Here is a 21,516-nt window from a genome sequence, read left to right on the forward strand (position 1 = left end):
CGGACTGCCTCACGATACCGGTTTACGACTTTTTTTACGAAATACGGCTGGTGTAAAACCAGCCTTTTGTTTAAAGAAAGCCGTGAAATAATTGGCCGAATCAAAGTTCAACTCATAGGCAATTGCTTTGATCGTTTTCCCGGAACTCACCAGCAGGTCCTTTGCCTGTTGTAACCTGATCTGCTGCTGGTATTGGGTAGGCGACAAACCTGTGTATTGCTTAAACATACGCCGGAACCAGGAGTAACCCATATTCAGCCTTCGCGCCAGCTCTTCCGGCGAAATACTGCCATCCGGATGCTCCCGCATCAGCAGTCTCGCTTTCTCAATTTTTGTAACAATCTCTCTATCCTGGAACTGATTATTTTTTGTGGTGAAGTATACCGTCCCCAGCATGTGCATGGCAATACCGGATATAGCCTGTTGAAAACCCGCACGCTCTTCCGTGGCCAACGCTATCACCTGCTTAAAAAGATCCAGTAACTGCTCATTAAATCCAATATGATGCAACGGCGCCTCCCTGTCAAAGAAATTATGCCGGATAATCTGATCTGCCACCGCCCCCTTGAAGCCTATCCAGTACGTGTCCCAGCCACTGTCTGTTTTAGGCCGGTAGCTATGCCATTCACCCGGAAAAAGCAGCAGCATAGTGCCTTCTTCAACGACTTCATTTTTCAGCTGCCGGGAGCTGAACTGACCGGCCCCACGGGTAATATAGATCAACTGGTATTCCTGTAAAATACGACCGGTATCAGGATTGAACCAATAACGGGAAGGATGATCTTTCGACGGATACCTGCTGTCAGGCAATACCGACTGGTAGCCAACTGTAGTAACAGTAAGTCCCCAGTTGATATCATCTTCATTAACCGTCAAATACTTAATAGGTGAATCCTGGTATTTTTTCATGGTACAAACAGCGTTTCATGCGATGGAATAAGCAGTGGATACAACTGAATCAAAAATAATGATAATCGGGGTAATTCCATCTGTGTAAATTTCCCTTCCTCCGGAGTACAGGCATTCTTTTCCCTTTATTGTACAGCCATACGGGAGAATACAACCAAAAACAGCTACCTAAAGTACCTACTCTGCCGATTGTGTCAAAAAACGTACTTTTTAAGCCAGATCCAGCACCCCATTCGCTTACTTTCTGAATAGATTTGTACCGTTGCTGCTCCATCACTGCCGCAATACACGTTGTAGAAAAATCATCAGCTTATTACCAGAGAAACGCTCCCTGGTTTAAACGTATACTTATGTACCTGAAATTACTTCGTAGTCTTTGGTTACCCGTTATAGCCGCCAGTTTCTTCCTCCTGCTTTCCTGGACAACTGGTATAAAGTCACCGCCTCCCGGAGAACATAGTTTTCGTTTTCTGCAACAACAGTTTGTATCACCCGATAAACAATTCGGCAGCGCCCCGCTGTGGGTATGGAACACCAAAGTAACACGTCCCGTTATCGACTCCATGATGGCCGGATTTAAAAGTCACGGCTTTGGCGGCGTGTTTGTACATCCACGGCCCGGCCTCGTAACGGAGTACCTCTCGAACGATTGGTTTGATATGTGGAGCTATGCTGTAAAAAAAGGAAAACAACTGGGACTGGATGTATGGATATATGATGAAAACTCTTACCCCAGCGGTTTTGCAGGTGGGCATGTTCCCGCTGAAATGCCCTCTTCGTATAACCAGGGACAGATGTTGCATCTGGAAAAAATAAACCAACTACCGGAAACGGACACACGATATTTTATCTGCCTGAAAGAAGCAGGTGGACAATTTGAAGACATCACCGGCAAACAAGCCGCAGAAAAAGGTAAGAAAGGTAACTACTATGGCTTCAGCAAAGCTTATTACCATAAGTCCGACTGGTATGGAGGCTACTCCTATGTAGACCTGATGGCGCCTGGGGTTACTGAGAAATTTATTGAAGTCACCATGAAAGGTTATGAAAAAAGTGTAGGCGCCGACTTTGGTAAAACAGTACCCGGCATTTTTTCAGATGAACCTAATATAGAAGTACAAGGCGGCGGCAATATCCGCTGGACACCAGATCTCTTCTCCCACTTCCGGGCAACATGGGGCTATGACCTGGCGCCACATTTACCTGAACTATTCGAAGAAACCGGTGAATGGAGAAAAACAAGACACCACTATTTTCAAACATTACTACAGCTCTTTATTGATCGCTGGTCAAAACCTATGCACGCCTATACGGAGCAAAAAGGATTGCAGTGGACCGGCCACTACTGGGAGCATGGATGGCCCAACCCCAATAGTGGTCCCGACAATATGGCCATGTACGCATGGCATCAGCGCCCAGCCATTGACATGCTCTTTAACCAGTTTAATGAGCAAAGCCCGAATGCACAATTCGGGAATATCCGCTCCGTAAAAGAGCTGGCCAGTGTAGCCAATCAACTCGGCAAAAAAAGAACGCTCTGTGAAACCTATGGTGGTGGCGGATGGGAACTCACCCTGATGGACATGAAGCGACTGGGCGACTGGGAATATGCACTTGGCATCAACACCCTGAATCAACACCTCGCGACCATGACACTCACCGGCGCGCGCAAATATGATTATCCACAATCATTCTCTTATCAGAACCCGATGTGGCCTTACTATACGCAGCAAAACCAGTACTTCGCCCGCTTATCGCTTGCCCTCTCCAGGGGACAACAACAAAACGATGTACTCATACTGGAGCCTACCACCAGCGCCTGGATGTATTTTAATTACGACAGATCCAATCCGCGGATCACAGCAATTGGCAACCAGTTCCAGGCATTCATTACGCGCATGGAAAAAGCCCAGACCGAATATGATCTGGGCGCTGAAAATATTATCCGGGATCATGGTAAAATATTGCAGGATCAATTCATAATAGGAGAACGCGCCTATCATACCGTCATCATTCCACCAGGCATGGAAAACCTCGACAGCAGCACCTTTCAGCTACTGCAACAATACACCTCCAGCGGTGGAAAAGTACTGGTATTTGAAAAGCTGCAATATATTGATGGCACATCCAATGCCGCCCTTGACAAATGGTTGCTGCAACCAACAGTTACGCATATACGGGAACTGACCCAATCGGTGATACAACAATATATTCCTTCTCCCGTGATCAGTTTTCCGGAGATAGATACCACACAGGGCGATCTCTATCATCACCGCCGCCGCATAGATGACGGACAACTGTTATTCCTCTCTAATGCCAGTGTACATGAAAATGCCACCGGACAGGTACGGATAAAAGGCAAAGATGTTGTACTGATGGACCTGCACACCGGCCGCATCCTGGATTATCCGGCTACCGCAGATAACGGCTATCTTACTATTCACTATGACCTGCCACCAGCCGGCAGTATACTGTTATTTGCAGGTGATCAACCCATGCATAACGGCACCGCCTACACGGCGCCCTGGTCCGGCACGCCTGTAAAAGCCACCCCTCTGAGTATTCAGCGCCTTTCGCCCAATGTACTCAACATCGATTTCTGCGACCTCCACATCGGCGACAGCACCTACAATGATATACATGTGCTGAAAGCAGCAGACCTTGCGTTCAAACATTACGGATTCCGTAACGGCAATCCCTGGAATACCTCCGTACAATACAAACGAAACATTATACAGCGGGATACTTTCCCTCCCGGTAGCAAGGTGAACGCCGTATATCATTTCACCATCAATGGCGCAGACAGGAGTCACATGCAGGCAGTAGTAGAAAGACCGGATATATGGAAAGTAAAATTAAACGGGAAACTGCTGACACCTGTAAAAGGCGGCTGGTGGCTGGATAAAGACTTTGCCGTGTACGACATCAGCAATAGTAAAGCCGGAGAAAACCAACTGGAAATAATCGCTGCTCCCATGCGTGTTTTTGCAGAGATAGAACCAGTATATATCATCGGAAATTTCAACCTCACACCCGTGGCTAAAGGCTGGGAAATTGCCAAAGCTGCCCCGCTTTCACCGGGCAGCTGGCGGAACATGGGCATGCCTTTGTATGGTCACAGTGTAGCCTATACGAAACATTTCCACAGCTCAGCCGGCACCAACTACCAGGTAAGACTAAAAGAATGGAAAGGTACTGCCGCTGCTATAAAAGTAAATGGTAAAGCCGCAGGGGTTATAGATATTCCTCCTTATACCGCCGACATCTCTTCGTATATGCGGGAGGGTGACAATACCGTGGAAGTGATCATCACCGGTAGTTTAAAAAACACGCTCGGACCCCATCACAATAAACCTCAACCAGGAATAGTGTCGCCCTGGCATTTCGGAAACGTAAAACAGCATCCCCGCGGAAATGCCTATGACACCTATGACTACGGTATGATGACTGATTTTGACATTGAACAACGTGCCCGGCACTAAATAAAGGAAGGATATGACAGCTATTAAAGTGGGACTATTTGGAATTGGACTGGCCACCTATTGGTCGCAGTTTGAAGGATTAAAGGAAAGACTGGAATCCTATCAGCTCCAAATAGCGAGGCAACTGGAGAGTGATGCCGTTGTAGTACTGGATGCGGGCCTGGTAGATTCGGTAGAAAGTGCCAGAGCAGCAGCTACCCTTTTTAAAACCAACGATGTCAGCATCATCTTTTTGTATGTATCTACTTATGCACTATCGGCCACCGTATTGCCGGTAGTGCAAAAAGCCAAAGTACCGGTAGTGATCCTCAACCTGCAGCCAGTGGCGGCCATCGATTACGAGTGGTTCAACGGATTGGGCGACAGGGGCCTCATGACCGGGGAATGGCTCGCCAACTGCCAGGCATGCGCCGTTCCGGAAATCGCCAACGTATTTAACCGTGCCGGCATTCCTTTTTACCAGGTAACCGGCACGCTGAACGATGTGGAAGCATGGCAGGAAATAGCCGACTGGAAAGAAGCTGCCGCAGTAGCCGCCGGCATGCGGAACAACCGTCTCGGTGTATTAGGCCATTACTATAACGGTATGCTGGACATCTATTCTGACCTTACCCTGCAGGCAACTACCTTTGGCGGACATATCCAACATCTTGAAATGTGCGACCTCGCCGCCTTTCACCAACAGGTAACACCCGCCGAAATAGAACATAAAATACAACAGATCCACCAGGAAATGGAAGTACTGGAGGAATGCCCGCCACAGGAGATTGTACGCGCCGCCCATACTGCGGTGGCACTGGATAAAATGGTGGCGCACCATCAGCTGGGCTCCCTCTGTTATTATTACGAAGGCACTCCCGATGGCGAATATGAAGATCTGATTGCTTCCGTTATCACCGGCAACTCCTTACTCACCGCTCACCAGGTACCCGTAGCGGGTGAATATGAAGTAAAGAACGCACAGGCCATGAAGATCCTCGACCTTTTCCAGGCAGGTGGCTCCTTCACAGAATTCTATGGCCTGGATTTTAACGCTGGCATTATTCTCATGGGACATGATGGTCCCGGTCACCTGGCAATTGCCGAAGGCCGGCCCCTGCTGAAACCATTAGGTGTATACCACGGCAAACCCGGTAAGGGCTTGTCTATTGAAATGAAAGTAAAACATGGCCCGGTCACTTTACTATCTGTAGTAGAAACCCACAACGGCAAATTAAAATTGCTGGTGGCAGAAGGCGATTCGGTGCCGGGCCCTATTTTGAAGATCGGTAATACCAATAGCCGGTACCGGTTTTCACTGGATGTAAAAACGTTTGTCAACAACTGGAGTAAAGAAGGCCCTGCGCATCACTGCGCCATTGGCATCGGGCATATAGCCGCGAAAATTGAAAAGCTGGGAAATATACTGGACATTGCTACCGTAAAAGTATGCTAACGAAGCATATACAACCCCTCGCCCCCTTTCGTTTTGAATCAACAGAATAATAGCCTACTTTTGCTCCGTTATGGTTTATCCATGTCCACTCCGGGCATGAATAATTAAAAGGGAACATGGGTGAAAATCCCGGACAGTCCCGCTGCTGTAAGTCTCATACAATGCTAAGGCAACACCACTCAAGGCCACTGTTGATCATTCAATGGGAAGGTCGCCGAAAGCAGAGATAAGTCAGAATACCTGCCATACAACTGATTTTTGAGCTTTCGTGGAATGAAGCTTAGGGATAAATGCAAGCTACAGGATGTTCCTGTACCCGTGCGCTTTCCTAATTATTTTTTCTCCTGTCGAAGGCTGTTGATGGAATATTAACAGGTTTAAAATTATGCGTTTCACTGAACAAGCCTGTTCACTGACTAAGGTATGCTTGTATGTTATGGTCTTCATCATCTGGCCGGCAACAACCATTAAAGCACAGCAGGCAGATACGATTACCACCAAAGATCTCCGGGAGGTGTCCGTTACCGCGCAGCGAACCGGCAGCGAAGTAAGCCCGGGGCAGAAAATGGACGAAAAACAACTCAGCAGACTGGGCAGCCATTCTGTGGGGGATGCTATCCGCTTCTTCTCCGGAGTGCAGATCAAAGATTATGGTGGCATAGGAGGCCTGAAAACAGTGGATATCCGCAGTATGGGCTCCAACCATACCGGTGTATTCTATGATGGCATTGAACTCGGCAACGCCCAAAACGGACAGGTAGATCTGGGGAAATTTTCCCTGGACAACATGGAAGAAATCGCCCTGTATAACGGACAAAAAAGCAACATCTTTCAACCGGCCAAAGACTTCGGATCTGCCGGCTCTATCTATCTTACTTCTCTCAAACCTAAATTCGCTCCGGGTGAAAAAACACATGTGAGAGCGACTGTTAAAACAGGCTCCTTTGGCTTGTTCAATCCTTCCCTGCTCTGGCAACAAAAAATCAGTGATAAAATATCTGCCTCCTTCAGCAGCGAGTGGACCAGCGCTACCGGACGGTATAAATACACCTATGCTAAATACGATAAACAAGGAGGCACCAAGCTATACGACACAAGCGACTACCGTAGAAACAGCGATGTAAATGCGGTACGGCTGGAGGGCGGACTCAATGGCGTTATGAAAGGAGGCGAATGGAACACTAAAATATATTATTATAATTCCGAAAGAGGCCTACCGGGTTTTATTGTCAACAATGTATACGGGCATGTCGACCGCCTCTGGGATCGCAGCCTGTTTATCCAGTCCTCTTTCCGTAAAGAAATTACCAAACGGTACAGCATCCTCCTCAATGGCAAGTATGCATATGATTATACCCATTATAAAACCAGCGACACGGCACAGTTTCCGGTAGACAATTACTATCGCCAGTACGAAATGTATTTTTCTATGGCAAATCAATATGCGCTTACTACCTGGTGGACCATCTCCCTTTCCGGCGATTTGCAATGGAATAAGCTGGATGCCAACCTGCAGGAATTTAGTTATCCTACCAGGTATACCACGTTGGTCGCAGGAGCTTCCGCCGTGAACTTTAAACGATTCAGCGCACAGGCCAGCATACTCGGTACTTTTGTGAATGAAACCGTAAAACAAAATGCTGCTGCCCCATATCAGCAAAAATTTACTCCTGCAGTTTTTGCATCCTGGCAACCTTTCCCAACACCTGATTGGCACCTGCGGACCTTTTATAAACGCATCTTCCGCATGCCTACGTTCAACGATCTTTATTATACAGAAATCGGTAACCGCTTTCTGAAACCAGAATTCGCCACACAATATGATGCAGGCATTACCTGGAATAAAACATTCACAGATAAACTGCTCAGTATAGCTGGTCTGGAAATAGATGCATACTATAATGAAGTTACAGATAAGATTGTAGCGGTACCTGGGCAAAATCAGTTTATATGGACCATGATGAACCTCGGCAAAGTAAAAATTAAGGGCGTAGACGTAAAAGCAAATGCCGGCTGGCAAATCAAAAAGCAGGTGGATATCCTGTTAAAAGCGACCTATACTTTCCAGGAGGCACGGGATTTCACCGACCCCACCGAAGGGTTCTATGGCGATCAGATTGCCTACATCCCCCGCCACAGCGGCACACTCATAGTGAGCGCCGATTATAAAGGCTGGGAAGCGAATTACAGTTTCATTTATACAGGAGAAAGATATAACGCCAAGAACAATATACCAGCCAACTATGTACCTGCATGGTATACCAGCGATATTTCCTTTGGCAAACAATTTAACTATAAACGTACCCGCGTTCACGTTACAGCACAGGTGAACAACCTGGCCAATCAGTTTTACGAAGTGATACAAAGCTACCCCATGCCGGGCAGAAACTGCCGCTTCATTGTAGCGGTTAATATTTAATCAGAAATGTTATGACGAAACAAGTAAAAAATACGTACTTATTGCTGGCAGCCATTGGTTTGGTTATCAGCAGCTGCAGAAAAGATTCGACCATTGTGCCTTCGGAACTCGTCCCCGTAACAACTCCGGAGCCGGATGCACCATATGCAGGCATGTATATGCTGAATGAAGGAAACATGGGCAGCAATAAAGCCAGCCTTGACTATTTTGACTATACCACCGGCATTTACAAGAAAAACATCTTCGCAGAAAGAAATCCTACAGTAGTGAAAGAACTGGGAGATGTAGGCAATGATGTACAGATCTACGGCAGCAAACTATACGCTGTTATCAACGTATCCAATAAGGTAGAAGTGATGAATGTTGCCAATACCAAAAGCCTGGGAAGAATTGATATTCTCAACTGCCGCTATATTACTTTCGCTAATGGTAAAGCCTATGTCAGCTCTTACGCGGGACCTGTAAAAATAGAAGCCAATGCCCCTATCGGCTTTGTGGCAGAAGTAGATACCAGCACCCTGCAAGTTACCCGTAAGGTAATAGTAGGTTATCAGCCGGAGGAAATGGCGGTAGTAGGTAACAAGTTATATGTGGCCAATTCAGGCGGTTACCGCGTACCCAATTATGACCGCACCGTATCAGTAATTGACCTGCTCACCTTCACCGAAACTAAAAAAATTGACGTAGCCATTAACCTCGATCGCGTGAAGGCAGATAGCGATGGCGATATATACGTGACCTCCCGTGGTGATTACCGGAAAACACCCTCTAAACTATTTGTGATCGACACCAAAAAAGATGAGGTAAAGAAAACATTCGACATAGGCGCCAGCAATCTCTTTATCTCCGGTGATACCGCTTATGTCTATGGCTCAGAGTTTAGCTATAACACCGGCAAATGGGTCATCAGCTATAACATGATCAATGTAAAAACGGAAACATTACTCAACACCAATTTTATCACCGACGGTACAGAGAAATCTATCAAAATGCCCTATGGCGTTATCGTCAACCCTGCCACCAAAGAAATTTTTGTAACAGACGCTAAAGACTATGTTTCCTCCGGCACTTTATACTGCTTTGATAAAACAGGAAAAAAGAAATGGTCTGCCATCACCGGAGATATTCCGGGACATATGGTGTTCGTAAAATCCAGTAAATAATCACACTAATTTTATATTATGAAAAGAAAATTTCTACTCGCAGGTATGATGCTGACTTTAATCATCAGCAGCTGCTCCAAGAGCAAAGATGAAGTAGTGACACCAGATCCGGAACCAACCGGCCCCTTTCTAAACAAGGTTACAAAAGTATTTGAATATTTCCCCGCACCCGGCCAATTCACCAATGGCCTTCCTGTATGGAAAACAGGTGATGATGCAAAAAAAATGGCTGATTATGCACTGACAGCCCTCGCCAAAGAAGACATGATTTCCCTCGGTGGTTTTGGAGGCTTCGTAGTAATGGGCTTTGATCATACCATCAAAAATGTACCCGGCGAATATTCTTTCATCGTATTGGGCAACGCATTTAACAATTTCGCAGAACCAGGCGTGATCTCTGTTTCAGTAGATGCCAATAAAAACGGCCTGCCGGATGATGAATGGTATGAAATTGCCGGATCTGAGTATAATAGCTCTAAAACCATTAAAAACTACCAGATCACCTACTATAAACCAGATGAAAATAAAGTGCGCACTACTGATCCTGCGGATCCGTATACCAGCGACAATACTTACATTAAATGGAAAGACAACCAGGGACAAAGCGGATACATTTCCAGGAATACATTCCATGACCAGCCTTACTACCCTCAGTGGAAAGGCGATAGCATTACTTTCACCGGCACACGGCTGACTGATAGCAATATCAAAAACACCTCCAGTGATCCCGAGTCGCCTTATTTTGTATGTCCTGCATTTTCTTGGGGCTACGCAGATAATGCTCTCAATGATGATAACGATGCAAAAATAAAGCTGGACTGGGCGGTAGATAAAAAAGGTACACCAGTTAAACTGACAGGTATCAACTTCATTAAAGTACATACCAGTCAACGTGCAGAAGCTGGCTGGCTGGGCGAAATATCCACGGAAGTGTTGGGCGTAAGAGATCTGAACTTAAAATAACAGCATACCATACTCCTATTGTAAGAGAAGTCATCCCGGAATAATGGGATGGCTTCTTTTTTGCTAACAATATTTTACATCCAGTTATTTAATTATCATAACGGGAATCCATAGATTATCCCCCTAAAATTGTGATCTTATATTCGTGAATCTCAATAAAAATTCATTTTTCAGAAAACTCACAATAAAAAGCAATTAATTAATAATCAACCATTTACTAATTATTCTTGCAATAGTTATTGTTTCGTTTATTTCGTTTACGTATATTTGGATATAAACAAAACAAACAGCGTAATGGAAGCCATCATAGAGAAAACCACCAAAAAAGATCAGCAGATAGCCAGATTTCTTATTGATGAAATGCATGAATTTTCTAAAGAAATATTTGGCACCAGAAATAAAAGTATCGCGATCAGAATAGATAATAAAAAGAAAACATTAGAGATTCCTGCGAAAGCGTTTAAATTATTTTACGCGATACTCGATAATATGGCAGATGGAAAGTCAATCACCATGTTTTCCAGTGATGCAGAAATTAGCACCCAACAGGCGGCTGACCTTTTAAACGTATCGAGACCACATGTAGTAAGTCTTCTAAATAAAGGAGAAATTCCATTTACCAAGGCTGGCACCCATCGAAGAATTCTGCTAAACGACATTATTGCATATGATAAAAAGCTACAAAAAAACCGAAACAGCAAGCTGAATTTTTTAGCGAAACAGGCGCAGGAACTTAATATGGGATACTAATGATCAATTCAACTGGATTGGTAGCTGTGCTGGATGCGAATGTGTTGTACCCGGCTTCCGTGCGGGATATCTTATTAAATCTGGCAGCTGTTAAACTATATCAACCGAAATGGACAAACCAGATACAGGAGGAGTGGATGAGAAACCTGTTAATAAACAGCCCCAACATTGCACACAAAAGTCTCAAAAGTGCCCAGATCGCCATGGACAGGGCATTCCCGGATGCGGCTATATCTTCTTATGAATCTCTTATCGCTGATATAGTATTACCAGATAAGGGCGACAGACATGTACTGGCTGCCGCCATCAAAGGTGAGGCGAAGGTCATTGTTACTAATAACATGAAACACTTCCCTCCAAAATACCTGAAGCTGCATCATATTGAAGGGCAGACACCTGACAAATTCATCAAACATCTGCTCTCGTTGGATAAAAACAGGGTGCTTGACGCATTCCATGCACAGGTGAGCAGATTAAAAAATCCACCGCTGTCAGCCAGCCAGGTGCTTGCTTCCCTTGAAAGGTGTGGACTAAAGAGCAGTGTGGGCATAATAAAGTCTTTGCTGAAGCTTTAGATGATCTAAATATAAAAAGACGTCTCATATTTTGCATGAGACGCCTTTCCACTTTCCGACTAACTATTTACCGGTACGGGATGCTTATCATCTCCTATCGCTACCAGGCTGAAAGTGCCTGAAATAGCCTTCTCCCGGCTGTCCGAATACATTTCTTCGATATACAGTTCTACCAATACTTTCAGGCTGGTATTGCCTACTTCCGTTACCTTGCCGATCAACTCCACAATGGTACCGGCAGGAATAGGCCGGGTAAAATCTATTTGCCCGGATGATACCGTCACCATTTTTTTACGCGCAAAACGGGTAGCAGTAATAAATGCTACTTCATCCATCAGCGACATCGCGGTGCCTCCGAAAAGTGTATCGTAGTGGTTGGTAGTACTGGGAAATACCGCTTTGAATATTCTTGTCTCCGAGTGAAGAATCTTTTCCTCCATAGTCATAATCGTTCCGTTTTTATGTTTTTACAAAGCAGCCTTTTCTCTCATCACCACAGCAGCTTTTACCATATTCGTTAAAGCTACTTTGGTTTCCGGCCATTTACGCGTTTTTAATCCACAGTCAGGATTCACCCACAGATTCCTTGCCGGCAATGCTTCCACTGCCTTTTCCAGCAACGAAATCATTTCTTCTGCAGAAGGTTGTCTGGGTGAATGTATATCATATACGCCCGGGCCAATTTCATTCGGATATTTGAAATCCGCGAAGGCATCCAGTAATTCCATTTGTGACCGGGAGGTTTCAATCGTGATCACGTCAGCATCCATCGCAGCAATGTGTTTAATGATATCATTAAATTCACTGTAGCACATATGCGTATGAATTTGTGTTTCATCTTTTACACCACTGGCAGCAATACGGAATGCCTGTACAGCCCATTCCAGGTACGCCGCCCAGTTTTCCCGGCGTAAAGGTAATCCTTCCCGGATGGCTGGTTCATCGATCTGTATCACTTTAATACCCGCATTTTCCAGTGCCACCACTTCATCCCGTATAGCCCAGGCAATCTGATTAGCGGTAGTAGACCTTGGCTGGTCATCTCTCACAAAAGACCATTGTAAAATAGTAACAGGACCGGTGAGCATACCTTTCATCAGCTTGTCGGTATTGGCTTGTGCAAAGCTGCTCCAGCGTACCGTCATATCTGCAGGACGGCTTACATCACCAAAAATAACCGGTGGTTTTACACAACGGCTGCCATAACTCTGTACCCAGCCATTTTTAGTAAACAGGAATCCATCTAACTGTTCGCCAAAATACTCCACCATGTCGTTGCGCTCAAATTCGCCATGCACGAGTACATCCAGGCCAATTTCTTCCTGCCAGCGGATCACTTCTATAGTTGCCTTTTCTATGGCGGCGTCATATTGTGCTACCGTCAGTTCTCCTTTTTTCAATCTTGCTCTTAACTGCCGGATATCATCTGTTTGTGGGAAGGAGCCAATGGTAGTGGTCGGGAATAATGGCAGGTCAAACTGCTCCTGCTGTATAGCCTGACGAACTGTAAAGGCACTTTTCCTGCTGGCATCACTCAATGTAAATGCAGCGACCCTGTCTTTTACGGCTTTACGGTGAATAAGTCCTGAGGCTGCACGGTTGCGAATTGCGTCCTCATTGGCGGCCAGTAGTGCTGTATTTCCTTTTACAATATCCCGAAGCTCCTTTAATTCCTGCAGCTTCTGTTTGGCAAAGGCCATCCAGTTTTTTATTTCGGGAGATATCGCTGTTTCGTAATCCAGGTCACAGGGAACATGTAAGAGAGAGCAGGAAGGCGCAATGGCGATTCTGTCTTCCCCTAAAACTTTAATAGCCCTATGTATAAATGCTAATGATTTGGTGTAGTCATTCTTCCAGATATTTCTGCCATCTACTACTCCCAGAGAGAGTTGCAATTTGCTGTTGGCGATCTTTGTCTGCAATACATCTTCCAGTTGTGCCGGGCAACGTACCAGGTCCAGGTGCAGTGTCTGCACCGGCAATGCCAGTACTGCCGGCAGGTGCTGGCCATAACATTCAAAATAGGAAGCCAGTACAATATGTAACTGCGGGAAGGCAGCATGTATCTGCGCATATGAATCGCTGAGCACCTGTAATGCTTCCGCAGAAAGATTGAGTGACAGGCAGGGCTCATCCAGTTGTACCACAGTGGCTCCAGCCTTCGTTAACAGGTCAAGCACTTCCAGGTACACCGGCAACAATTTATCTATCAATGATAACCGGTTAAATCCTGCTTCTTTTTCTTTACCCAGTAACAGGAAGGAAACGGGGCCCAGTAATACCGGTTTGGCAGCATAGCCTGCATTCTTCGCTTCCAGGAACTGATCCACCACTTTGCGGGAAAACAGGTGAAAGTCCTGACTGGCGGTAAATTCAGGAACAATATAGTGGTAGTTGGTATCAAACCATTTCGTCATTTCCATGGCGGTGATATCATCTCCATCCCACTGATAACCTCTGGCCATAGCAAACAACAGGTCTGTTTCAGATAACTGTTTTGCGGTGAGGGCCTGGTATCTCGCTGGTATAGCGCCCGTCATCAGCGAGGTATCCAGTACCTGGTCATAATAGGAAAAATCGTTGCAGGGAATCCAGTCGATCCCCGCCTGCTTTTGCAGTTCCCAGTTTTGCAACCGGATACCGGCGGCAACTTCCTGTAGGGCAGAAATAGAAATGCTGCCTGTCCAGTAGCTTTCGCAGGCCTTCTTCAATTCACGCTGGCTACCTATCCTCGGATAGCCTAAGTTGTGGATAATCATTGCTGATTGTTTAAAAGGTGATACATGATGTTCACGCTCTTCTACATACCATAGCAATGCTTTAACAGGAGAAAGTGTAAGAGAGGAGAAGATAGTACGTAATTGTTTCTTACAGGCATGATCCCGGATGCCATACAGCATTGGTTGACGGACCTTTAAAAAAGCGTCCATCTGTCGTACCTGTTCTTAAAAAATTACTACATACCAAAACCTGACCTGCTTCAATCCCCGAAAGCAGTGTCAAAGTGAAATAAAGGCAGGTCTCCTGGCTCGTTTCACTGTTAAACACCTTCCCATTCCTCCAACGGAACAGTGGTATATTGTTTAACAGTTGCAGATAAATTATCTGCGCAAAACTTACAGTTGCGGGACAGCCTGTGATTTACACACAGTTCCCTTTTAATCCCGCTTTTCAGCGGGAACCATTACTTGCTTCGATTGTAATACGTAAAGAACCGGGGGCGAAGATAATAAATCCCGGCAACTATCAAATTTAAGTTCCCGGCCGTTTTACAGCAGGATTTCGTTTTCTTACAATGTGGCGCAGTAGCAAAAAGTGAGTTTTACATCATAAAACGAACAAAAATGAAACAAGCTAACATCCTGATTACAGGCGCCACCGGCAACATTGGTACTACACTGGCCAAACAGTTATCCGCACAAGGTATTCCTTTCCGTGCCATGGTAAGAACTACAGACGATCAGGCCCGCGCACTCCACGCGTTACCGGGAGCAGAAGCCGTGATCGGAGATTTTAATAATCCCGACAGCGTGGCCAGCGCTTTACAGGGAATAGAAAAAGCTTTCCTGCTCACAAACTCTTCTGAGCAAGCCGAAAAGTTACAAAGTGATTTCGTGGATGTTGCACGCCATGCCGGAGTACAACATATTGTAAAACTTTCCCAGTTGCATGCAGCACCACAATCGCCGGTACGTTTTCTCCGGTATCATGCCGCCGTGGAACAAAAGATCCGCGAATCCGGTATAGACTATACTTTCCTGCGACCTAATTTATTTATGCAGGGACTGCTGGGCTTCCGGGATCCCATCATACAGCAGGGCAAGTTTTTCGCCACCGCCGGAGAGGCGCCGATTAGCCTGGTAGACATCCGGGATATTGCCGAAATAGCAGCCACCGCACTCTCTACTCCCGGCCATGCAGGCAAAATATATGATATTACCGGCCCCGAATCCCTCACACACCAGGAATTGGCAACCAAACTGTCTATCGCGCTGGGACGTACTATCACCTACGTGAATGTTTCACCGGATCAGTTACTCCAGGCCTTATTACAGGCAGGATTTCCCCTCTGGCAGGCAGAAGGCCTCATCGAAGATTATGCCCACTATGCCCGCGGAGAAGCAGCCGCCATTTCACCGGCAGTGCAGCAGCTGACAGGTCATGCACCCCGCAATTTTGACCACTTTATACAGGAATATGCAGCACTGTTTGCCTGAGAGCGAATTTTGTCTGGGGCAGGATTATACTGATTATACTGATTTTTACGCTTTTGATTTAGGAAGATTTAAAAAGATTAGGGAAGATATTAGCGAATTTATCCGCTTATATCTTCCCTAATCTTTTAAATCAAAAAGTAAAAGTCAGTATAATCAGTATAATCCTGCCCAAAAAAAACCGCTGCATTTTATCGCTAAATTCTTATTTTAGCCTTAAATAACGAATCCAGTGGGCAATGAAGAAGCTGTTCTGTTGAAGAAACTGCAGCAAGGGGATGCAGAAGCTTACATAACATTATACAACCAATACTACCCCTCACTTTATACCTACATACTCCACTTTATAAATGTTCCGGAATTTGCGGAAGACGCACTACAGGAAGTATTCATAAAGATTTGGGAGATAAGGGAGCGGATCAATCCTGAACTGTCCTTCAGCGGCTACTTATACCGCATTACCCGAAATCATGTATTCAAATCATTAAAGAAAATAACTGCCGACGAAGCACTCCGCCTACAGGTCATGCAGGAATTACAACGGCAAACAGAAGATGCAGATACCAAACTGATATGGAAGGAATACGAGGCATTATTGCACGAAGCAATCCGTCAACTCCCTCCTCAACGGCAAAAAGTGTTCAGGCTATGTCGGGAAGAAAGCAAAAGCTATGAAGAGGTAGCACAGGAATTAGGCATTTCCCGGAATACCGTCAAAGAACATATGGTCCTCGCCATGAAAAGCATCCGGTTTTTCTTTTATACCAATAGTGATGGCCTGCTCCCGGTCTTCTTTTTGTCCAGTCTGATGCTGGATCCCCACCCCGCTGAAAAAATATTTTCACCTCCACCCACCCTACCTGTCGTTTCCGGGATAGTATATACATGTCCACAGAAAGAAACGAAGCTTATTACCAACAATTGCTCCTCCGATGGCAACAACGGATATGTACTCCAACGGAAGCCATTGAGCTGATGGACTATCTGCGGCAGGACACTTCCAACCGCACCCTGTTAAATGAATTACAGACCTCATTCCGGCAGGTAAAGCCCGCAACGGCATTGTCATCTGCCGATCCGGGCGAAAGGGTCAGGAAAGAGCTGTTAAAGCATATACAGGCATCTCCCGTTATTCCTATCCACCAGCCACGAAAAAATATCCGTACATTCAAACTCGCGGCGGCAGCAGCCATCCTGGTTGGTATGGCTATTCCGACAGGGTATCTCTTGCTGCAGCAGTGGCACACACCCCAACCAGCCATCAGTAAGGCGGCACAAACGAAAACTACCGCGGACAGCCACAAAGCAGTACTCACCCTGGCCAATGGAGAAAAAATTGTACTCGACCAGAAAGGCATGCAACAACTGGCACAACAGGGCAGCAGTACCATCCGGACGAAAAACGGACAACTGGTATACGAAAAAACAAACGGCGAAGCCAGCGCCCCACTCTATAATACCCTCACCACCGCTGCCGGCGAAACCTATCCGCTGGTACTCGCCGATGGGAGCAAAATATGGCTTAATGCCTCCTCATCCATCCGTTTCCCGGCAACATTTGCAGGCAACGAGCGCAAAATTGCACTCACCGGAGAAGCCTACTTTGAAATTGCCCATGATGCACATAAACCGTTCCGCATCCAGGTAAAACAAATCACAGTAGATGTATTGGGCACACACTTTAATATCAACTCCTACGCAGACGAAGCCACTATCAACACCACCCTGCTGGAAGGAGCCGTAAAAATAAACAGTGACAAAGGCAGTATGCAACTGGCACCGGGAGAACAGTCGCAGGTAAGTGCCAATGGAACTCTAAAACGCGTGGCCGGCATCAACACAGACGAAATTGTAGCCTGGAAAGAAGGCTACTTCCGGTTCGAAAGCGCAGACCTGACCACCGTATTACGACAATTCTCCCATTGGTACGATCTGGAAATCGTATACGAAGGCAAAGTAAAACCAAGAAAATTCTTTGGTATGATCAGCCGCAGCAGCAGCCTGGTCAACGTATTAAAAATGTTGGATGCAAATAATATTTCATATAGAATAGAAGGAAAGAAACTGATTGTCAGAGGTGATGAATAGTGAACAGCACCTCCGTTTCCGGGTGAATAGTCAAATCAACCAATAGCAGGCGGGTAAGCCAACGTAGCACTGAATAAAGTCGATAGAACAACCAAATCATTTATCTAATCAAAACTCAGCACAAGTATGCAATTAAGCACTGTTGCCTGTACCCGGTATGATAGGAGCCGGCGTTCAACCAAACACCTAAAGGTCGGTAGACTACTGACCCTGCTTTGTCTCGCCACCGGTATGCAGGTGAACGCGGCAAAATCACAGAACCAGGTGGTAAACCTATCACTCAAAAATGCCACCGCCAAAGATGTATTCCGGGAAATCAACAAACAAACAGGGCTCAACATCCTGGCAGATGAAGCCTTACTGGAGAAAGGCGGCAAAGCTAACATCGAGGTAAAGAATATGCCTGTTGGCGATGCCCTGAATATTTTTATGCGCAACCAGCCACTCTCCTACACCATTGAAGGCGGAGCGATTATCGTAAAAAATAAGCCAGCCGTTCAACCGGCCAGCACACCACCTCCTCCCATAGAAATCCATGGTACTGTAACTACCGCCAAAGGACAACCTTTACCCGGTGCTACAGTCACCGTAAAAGGCACCAGACATGGCGCTGTTACCAAGGCAGATGGCAGCTTCAGCATTACTGCCAACGCAGGTGAAACACTGGAATTTTCCATGGTAGGCTTTAAACCATGGTCTGTAAAGATAGATGGCAACACCACCACTTTTAAAGTAGTACTGGAAGATGATGTATCCAACCTCACCGATGTGGTGGTGGTAGGGTATGGTACCACAAAGAGAAAAGATCTCACCGGCTCCATCAGCTCCATTTCCAGTGACCAGATGAACAATGGAGGTGTTACCTCCAACGCGGCACAGGCCATACAGGGCAGGGCTGCGGGCGTACAGGTAAGTCAGTCGAGCTCCGCTCCCGGCGGACAAACCATTGTGCGCATCCGCGGTGGCAACTCCATCAAATCCACTAACGAACCATTGTACGTGGTAGATGGTTTTCCTTCTGAAACAGGTAAAGACATCAACCCGAATGATATTGATGATATACAGATCTTAAAAGATGCCTCTTCTACCGCTATCTATGGTGCCAGGGGCGCCAATGGTGTAGTGATGATCACTACCAAAAGAGGCAAATCAGGTAAGGCCGCTATTCAATATGACGGCTACTATGGTACCCAACGGATTATAAAGGAATATGATAAAATGACCGGCCTGGAAAACATGCAGGTCACCAATGCCAAAGCCATTGAAAAAGGTCAGCCCGCCTATTATACGGCAGAAGACCTGGCCAGCGGCCGCAATAACGACTGGTTTAAATTAGCCACCCGCCCAGGTATGGTGCAAAGTCATAACCTGAATATAGCCGGTGGTACCGTGGAAGATCGCGTATCATTGTCTGGCAGCTACTTTAAACAGGATGGCGCTCTTAAAAATACGTCTTTCGAAAGATATTCCGTACGCCTGAATTATGACAGACAATTCAGCAAAAACTTCAAAACCGGCGCCAGCATATATGGCTCCCGTTCTTACACTAACTTTAAAACATACGATGGTAATATTGTCCCTTCCAACGTAATGTATGGTGTATTAACCGCCTCCCCTGCCATTCCCGTATACAATGCGGATGGCTCTTACGCCCGGTACAGGAGCAGAGACAATCCGCTGGCCTGGCTAATGGCGCCGACCAACGACCGCTATGAAAACAAAGTAAATATCAATGCTTACCTGGACTACGAAATACTCAATGGACTTAACTTCCGTGTAAACGGAGGAACAGAATATACTACCTTCCGGGAAGGTACTTACCTGCCCCGCGACCTGGTAGATGGCGAAAAAGTGGGCGGAAAAGCCAGTCTGAACAACGTATCCCGTACCCGTAACCTGGTGGAAGCCTATTTTACCTATAAAAAAATATTTAACACCATACATTCCTTGAACGTGGTGGCAGGGGTATCTTACCAGTCTGATATGTACTCCCAACACTATACACTGGCACAGAAATTCAGTACAGACGCTTTCCTTTATCACAACCTGGAAGCCGCCAGCGAGCCACTTAGCAATACCAGCCTGGATGTTCCCTCCAAAATTGCCTCCGCTTACGGACGTTTAAACTATTCACTGAAAGATAAATACCTCGCTACCTTTACTTTCCGCAGAGACGGATCCTCTAAATTCGGTCCCAACTACCGCTTCGGAAACTTCCCTTCCGGCTCTGTAGCCTGGAGAGCAGGTGAAGAAGATTTCATCAAAAATCTGAACATCTTCTCTAACCTGAAAGTAAGAGCCGGTTATGGTCTAACAGGTAACGATCGTATTCCTGATTACATTTACATGTACCTCTTCGGCCCCACTAAAGTATCATTGGGACCAGGAAGCGACAGCTATGGTGGTACCGTGGCTACCCGCCTCCCCAACCCGGATCTGCAATGGGAAAGTACCGCACAGTTTGACGCGGGAATAGATATGGGATTCTTTAACAATCGAATTTCTGCCACAGTAGATTACTACCGCAAAAAAACCAACCGACTCATATTTGATATTCCTATCGGCGACTGGAATGGCTTTGCTGTACAAACGGTAAACGCTGCTGAAATTGAAAATAAAGGCGTTGAATTATCCGTTACCACAGAAAACATTATCAACCACGCTTTCACCTGGAATACTACAATCAATATTGCCTACAACAAACAAACCTGCCTGGATCTCGGTGGCCGTCAAAGTGTGATTACACAAACCGCAAACCTCTATGGTGGCCGTTCTATCGACTTCACCAAACTGGAACCCGGACAGGAGTTAAGCACCTTTTATGGTTATATCTATGATGGCGTCATCAAAACCGGCGAAGCACATCCGCAACAGCCCAACTCTAAAGCAGGTGATCCTAAGTTCAAAGATATCAGCGGACCCGATGGTAAACCCGATGGTATCATCGATGCCAATGACCGTACTTACCTGGGACACGCTACGCCACGTTACATTTACGGGATTAACAACAACTTTGCCTACAAAGGTTTTGAACTGAACATCTTCCTGCAGGGCGCACTGAATTACAGTTTATACAATGCTACCAACCTGGTACTGGAATCCGGTCCCGGCAAAGCAGCATTGAACAGATGGACGACTACCAATGAAAATACAGATATCCCGAGAGATGGATATGTGATCGCCTACGGTGGTATGATCAATTCAAAATTTGTGGAAAATGCTTCTTACCTGCGTTGCAAAATGATTACACTCGGATATAATATCCCCGTAGCCAAAACTTTCCTGAGAAGTCTGAAAGGCATTAAGGTATATGGCTCTGTACAAAACTTATTTACGATTACCAAATATACAGGATCAGACCCTGAGGTAAACACGAACCTTAACAGTAGTGTTAACAACGGTAGCCTTAGCGGCGGAAACAATGCCAACCTTTCTTCCGGATTGGACTACACGGCTTTCCCTGCTTACCGCACCTATACCATGGGGCTTAAATTTAATTTCTAACCTGTAAATTCCGG

Annotated in this window: 14 protein-coding genes and 2 riboswitches; of the genes, 11 read left to right on the top strand and 3 right to left on the bottom strand. The window is 45.9% G+C overall.

Annotated features, from left to right (window positions below):
• Positions 1-9: 9 nt before the first annotated feature.
• Complete coding sequence (locus tag AB4Z08_RS14830) at positions 10-909, bottom strand: AraC family transcriptional regulator (RefSeq protein ID WP_441574530.1); 900 nt, start codon at positions 907-909, stop codon at positions 10-12.
• 350 nt (positions 910-1,259) lie between these two features.
• Here AB4Z08_RS14830 and AB4Z08_RS14835 point away from each other — a divergent pair, with 350 nt between their 5' ends.
• The 7 genes from AB4Z08_RS14835 (at position 1,260) to AB4Z08_RS14865 (ending at position 11,696) form a co-directional block, all read left to right on the top strand.
• Complete coding sequence (locus tag AB4Z08_RS14835; protein WP_441574531.1) at positions 1,260-4,391, top strand: glycosyl hydrolase; 3,132 nt, start codon at positions 1,260-1,262, stop codon at positions 4,389-4,391.
• Between the two features lie 13 nt (positions 4,392-4,404).
• Entirely contained in the window at positions 4,405-5,826 is a 1,422-nt protein-coding gene (locus tag AB4Z08_RS14840; protein WP_441574532.1) for an arabinose isomerase, read from the top strand.
• Between the two features lie 54 nt (positions 5,827-5,880).
• Positions 5,881-6,088, top strand: a riboswitch (cobalamin riboswitch).
• Between the two features lie 174 nt (positions 6,089-6,262).
• Positions 6,263-8,245, top strand: coding sequence for a TonB-dependent receptor (locus AB4Z08_RS14845; RefSeq protein ID WP_441574533.1), 1,983 nt, complete (start codon positions 6,263-6,265; stop codon positions 8,243-8,245).
• Between the two features lie 11 nt (positions 8,246-8,256).
• Positions 8,257-9,408, top strand: a complete 1,152-nt coding sequence (locus AB4Z08_RS14850; RefSeq protein WP_441574534.1) for a DUF5074 domain-containing protein — start codon at positions 8,257-8,259, stop codon at positions 9,406-9,408.
• Positions 9,409-9,426: 18 nt separating this feature from the next.
• Positions 9,427-10,371 carry a hypothetical protein gene (locus AB4Z08_RS14855; RefSeq protein ID WP_441574535.1) on the top strand — a complete coding sequence of 315 codons (945 nt, stop codon included), beginning with the start codon at positions 9,427-9,429 and terminating at the stop codon, positions 10,369-10,371.
• A 294-nt stretch (positions 10,372-10,665) separates the two neighbouring features.
• On the top strand, positions 10,666-11,121 hold the full coding sequence (locus AB4Z08_RS14860; RefSeq protein WP_441574536.1) for an excisionase family DNA-binding protein: 456 nt from the start codon (positions 10,666-10,668) through the stop codon (positions 11,119-11,121).
• Positions 11,121-11,696 (top strand): PIN domain-containing protein, encoded by a 576-nt coding sequence (locus tag AB4Z08_RS14865; protein WP_441574537.1) that lies wholly within the window; start codon positions 11,121-11,123, stop codon positions 11,694-11,696. The genes AB4Z08_RS14860 and AB4Z08_RS14865 overlap by 1 nt, the downstream gene beginning before the upstream one ends.
• Positions 11,697-11,755: 59 nt before the next feature.
• Here AB4Z08_RS14865 and AB4Z08_RS14870 read toward each other — a convergent pair whose 3' ends face one another.
• Together AB4Z08_RS14870 and metE are read right to left on the bottom strand one after the other, a co-directional pair.
• The gene (locus tag AB4Z08_RS14870) at positions 11,756-12,142 is read right to left on the bottom strand and encodes an acyl-CoA thioesterase (protein ID WP_441574538.1); all 387 of its coding nucleotides are present in this window, start codon (positions 12,140-12,142) and stop codon (positions 11,756-11,758) included.
• 21 nt (positions 12,143-12,163) lie between these two features.
• A complete protein-coding gene (metE, locus tag AB4Z08_RS14875) occupies positions 12,164-14,626 on the bottom strand; it encodes a 5-methyltetrahydropteroyltriglutamate--homocysteine S-methyltransferase (RefSeq protein WP_441574539.1) in 2,463 nt (820 codons plus the stop codon).
• Between the two features lie 67 nt (positions 14,627-14,693).
• Positions 14,694-14,897: riboswitch (cobalamin riboswitch) on the bottom strand.
• Between the two features lie 143 nt (positions 14,898-15,040).
• On the opposite strand from metE, the gene AB4Z08_RS14880 reads away from it, so the two are divergent.
• From AB4Z08_RS14880 to AB4Z08_RS14895, 4 genes are all read left to right on the top strand, one after another.
• Positions 15,041-15,913: an SDR family oxidoreductase gene (locus AB4Z08_RS14880; protein WP_441574540.1), complete on the top strand. Its 873-nt coding sequence runs from the start codon at positions 15,041-15,043 to the stop codon at positions 15,911-15,913.
• 229 nt (positions 15,914-16,142) lie between these two features.
• Entirely contained in the window at positions 16,143-16,886 is a 744-nt protein-coding gene (locus AB4Z08_RS14885; protein WP_441574541.1) for an RNA polymerase sigma factor, read from the top strand.
• The gene (locus AB4Z08_RS14890) at positions 16,796-17,998 is read left to right on the top strand and encodes a FecR family protein (protein WP_441574542.1); all 1,203 of its coding nucleotides are present in this window, start codon (positions 16,796-16,798) and stop codon (positions 17,996-17,998) included. Before AB4Z08_RS14885 ends, AB4Z08_RS14890 begins: the two co-directional genes overlap by 91 nt.
• A gap of 126 nt (positions 17,999-18,124) precedes the next feature.
• Positions 18,125-21,502, top strand: coding sequence for a TonB-dependent receptor (locus AB4Z08_RS14895; protein WP_441574543.1), 3,378 nt, complete (start codon positions 18,125-18,127; stop codon positions 21,500-21,502).
• Positions 21,503-21,516: the final 14 nt, after the last annotated feature.

This window comes from Chitinophaga sp. RAB17 (genome assembly GCF_052114225.1).
In the GTDB taxonomy this organism is placed as follows: domain Bacteria; phylum Bacteroidota; class Bacteroidia; order Chitinophagales; family Chitinophagaceae; genus Chitinophaga.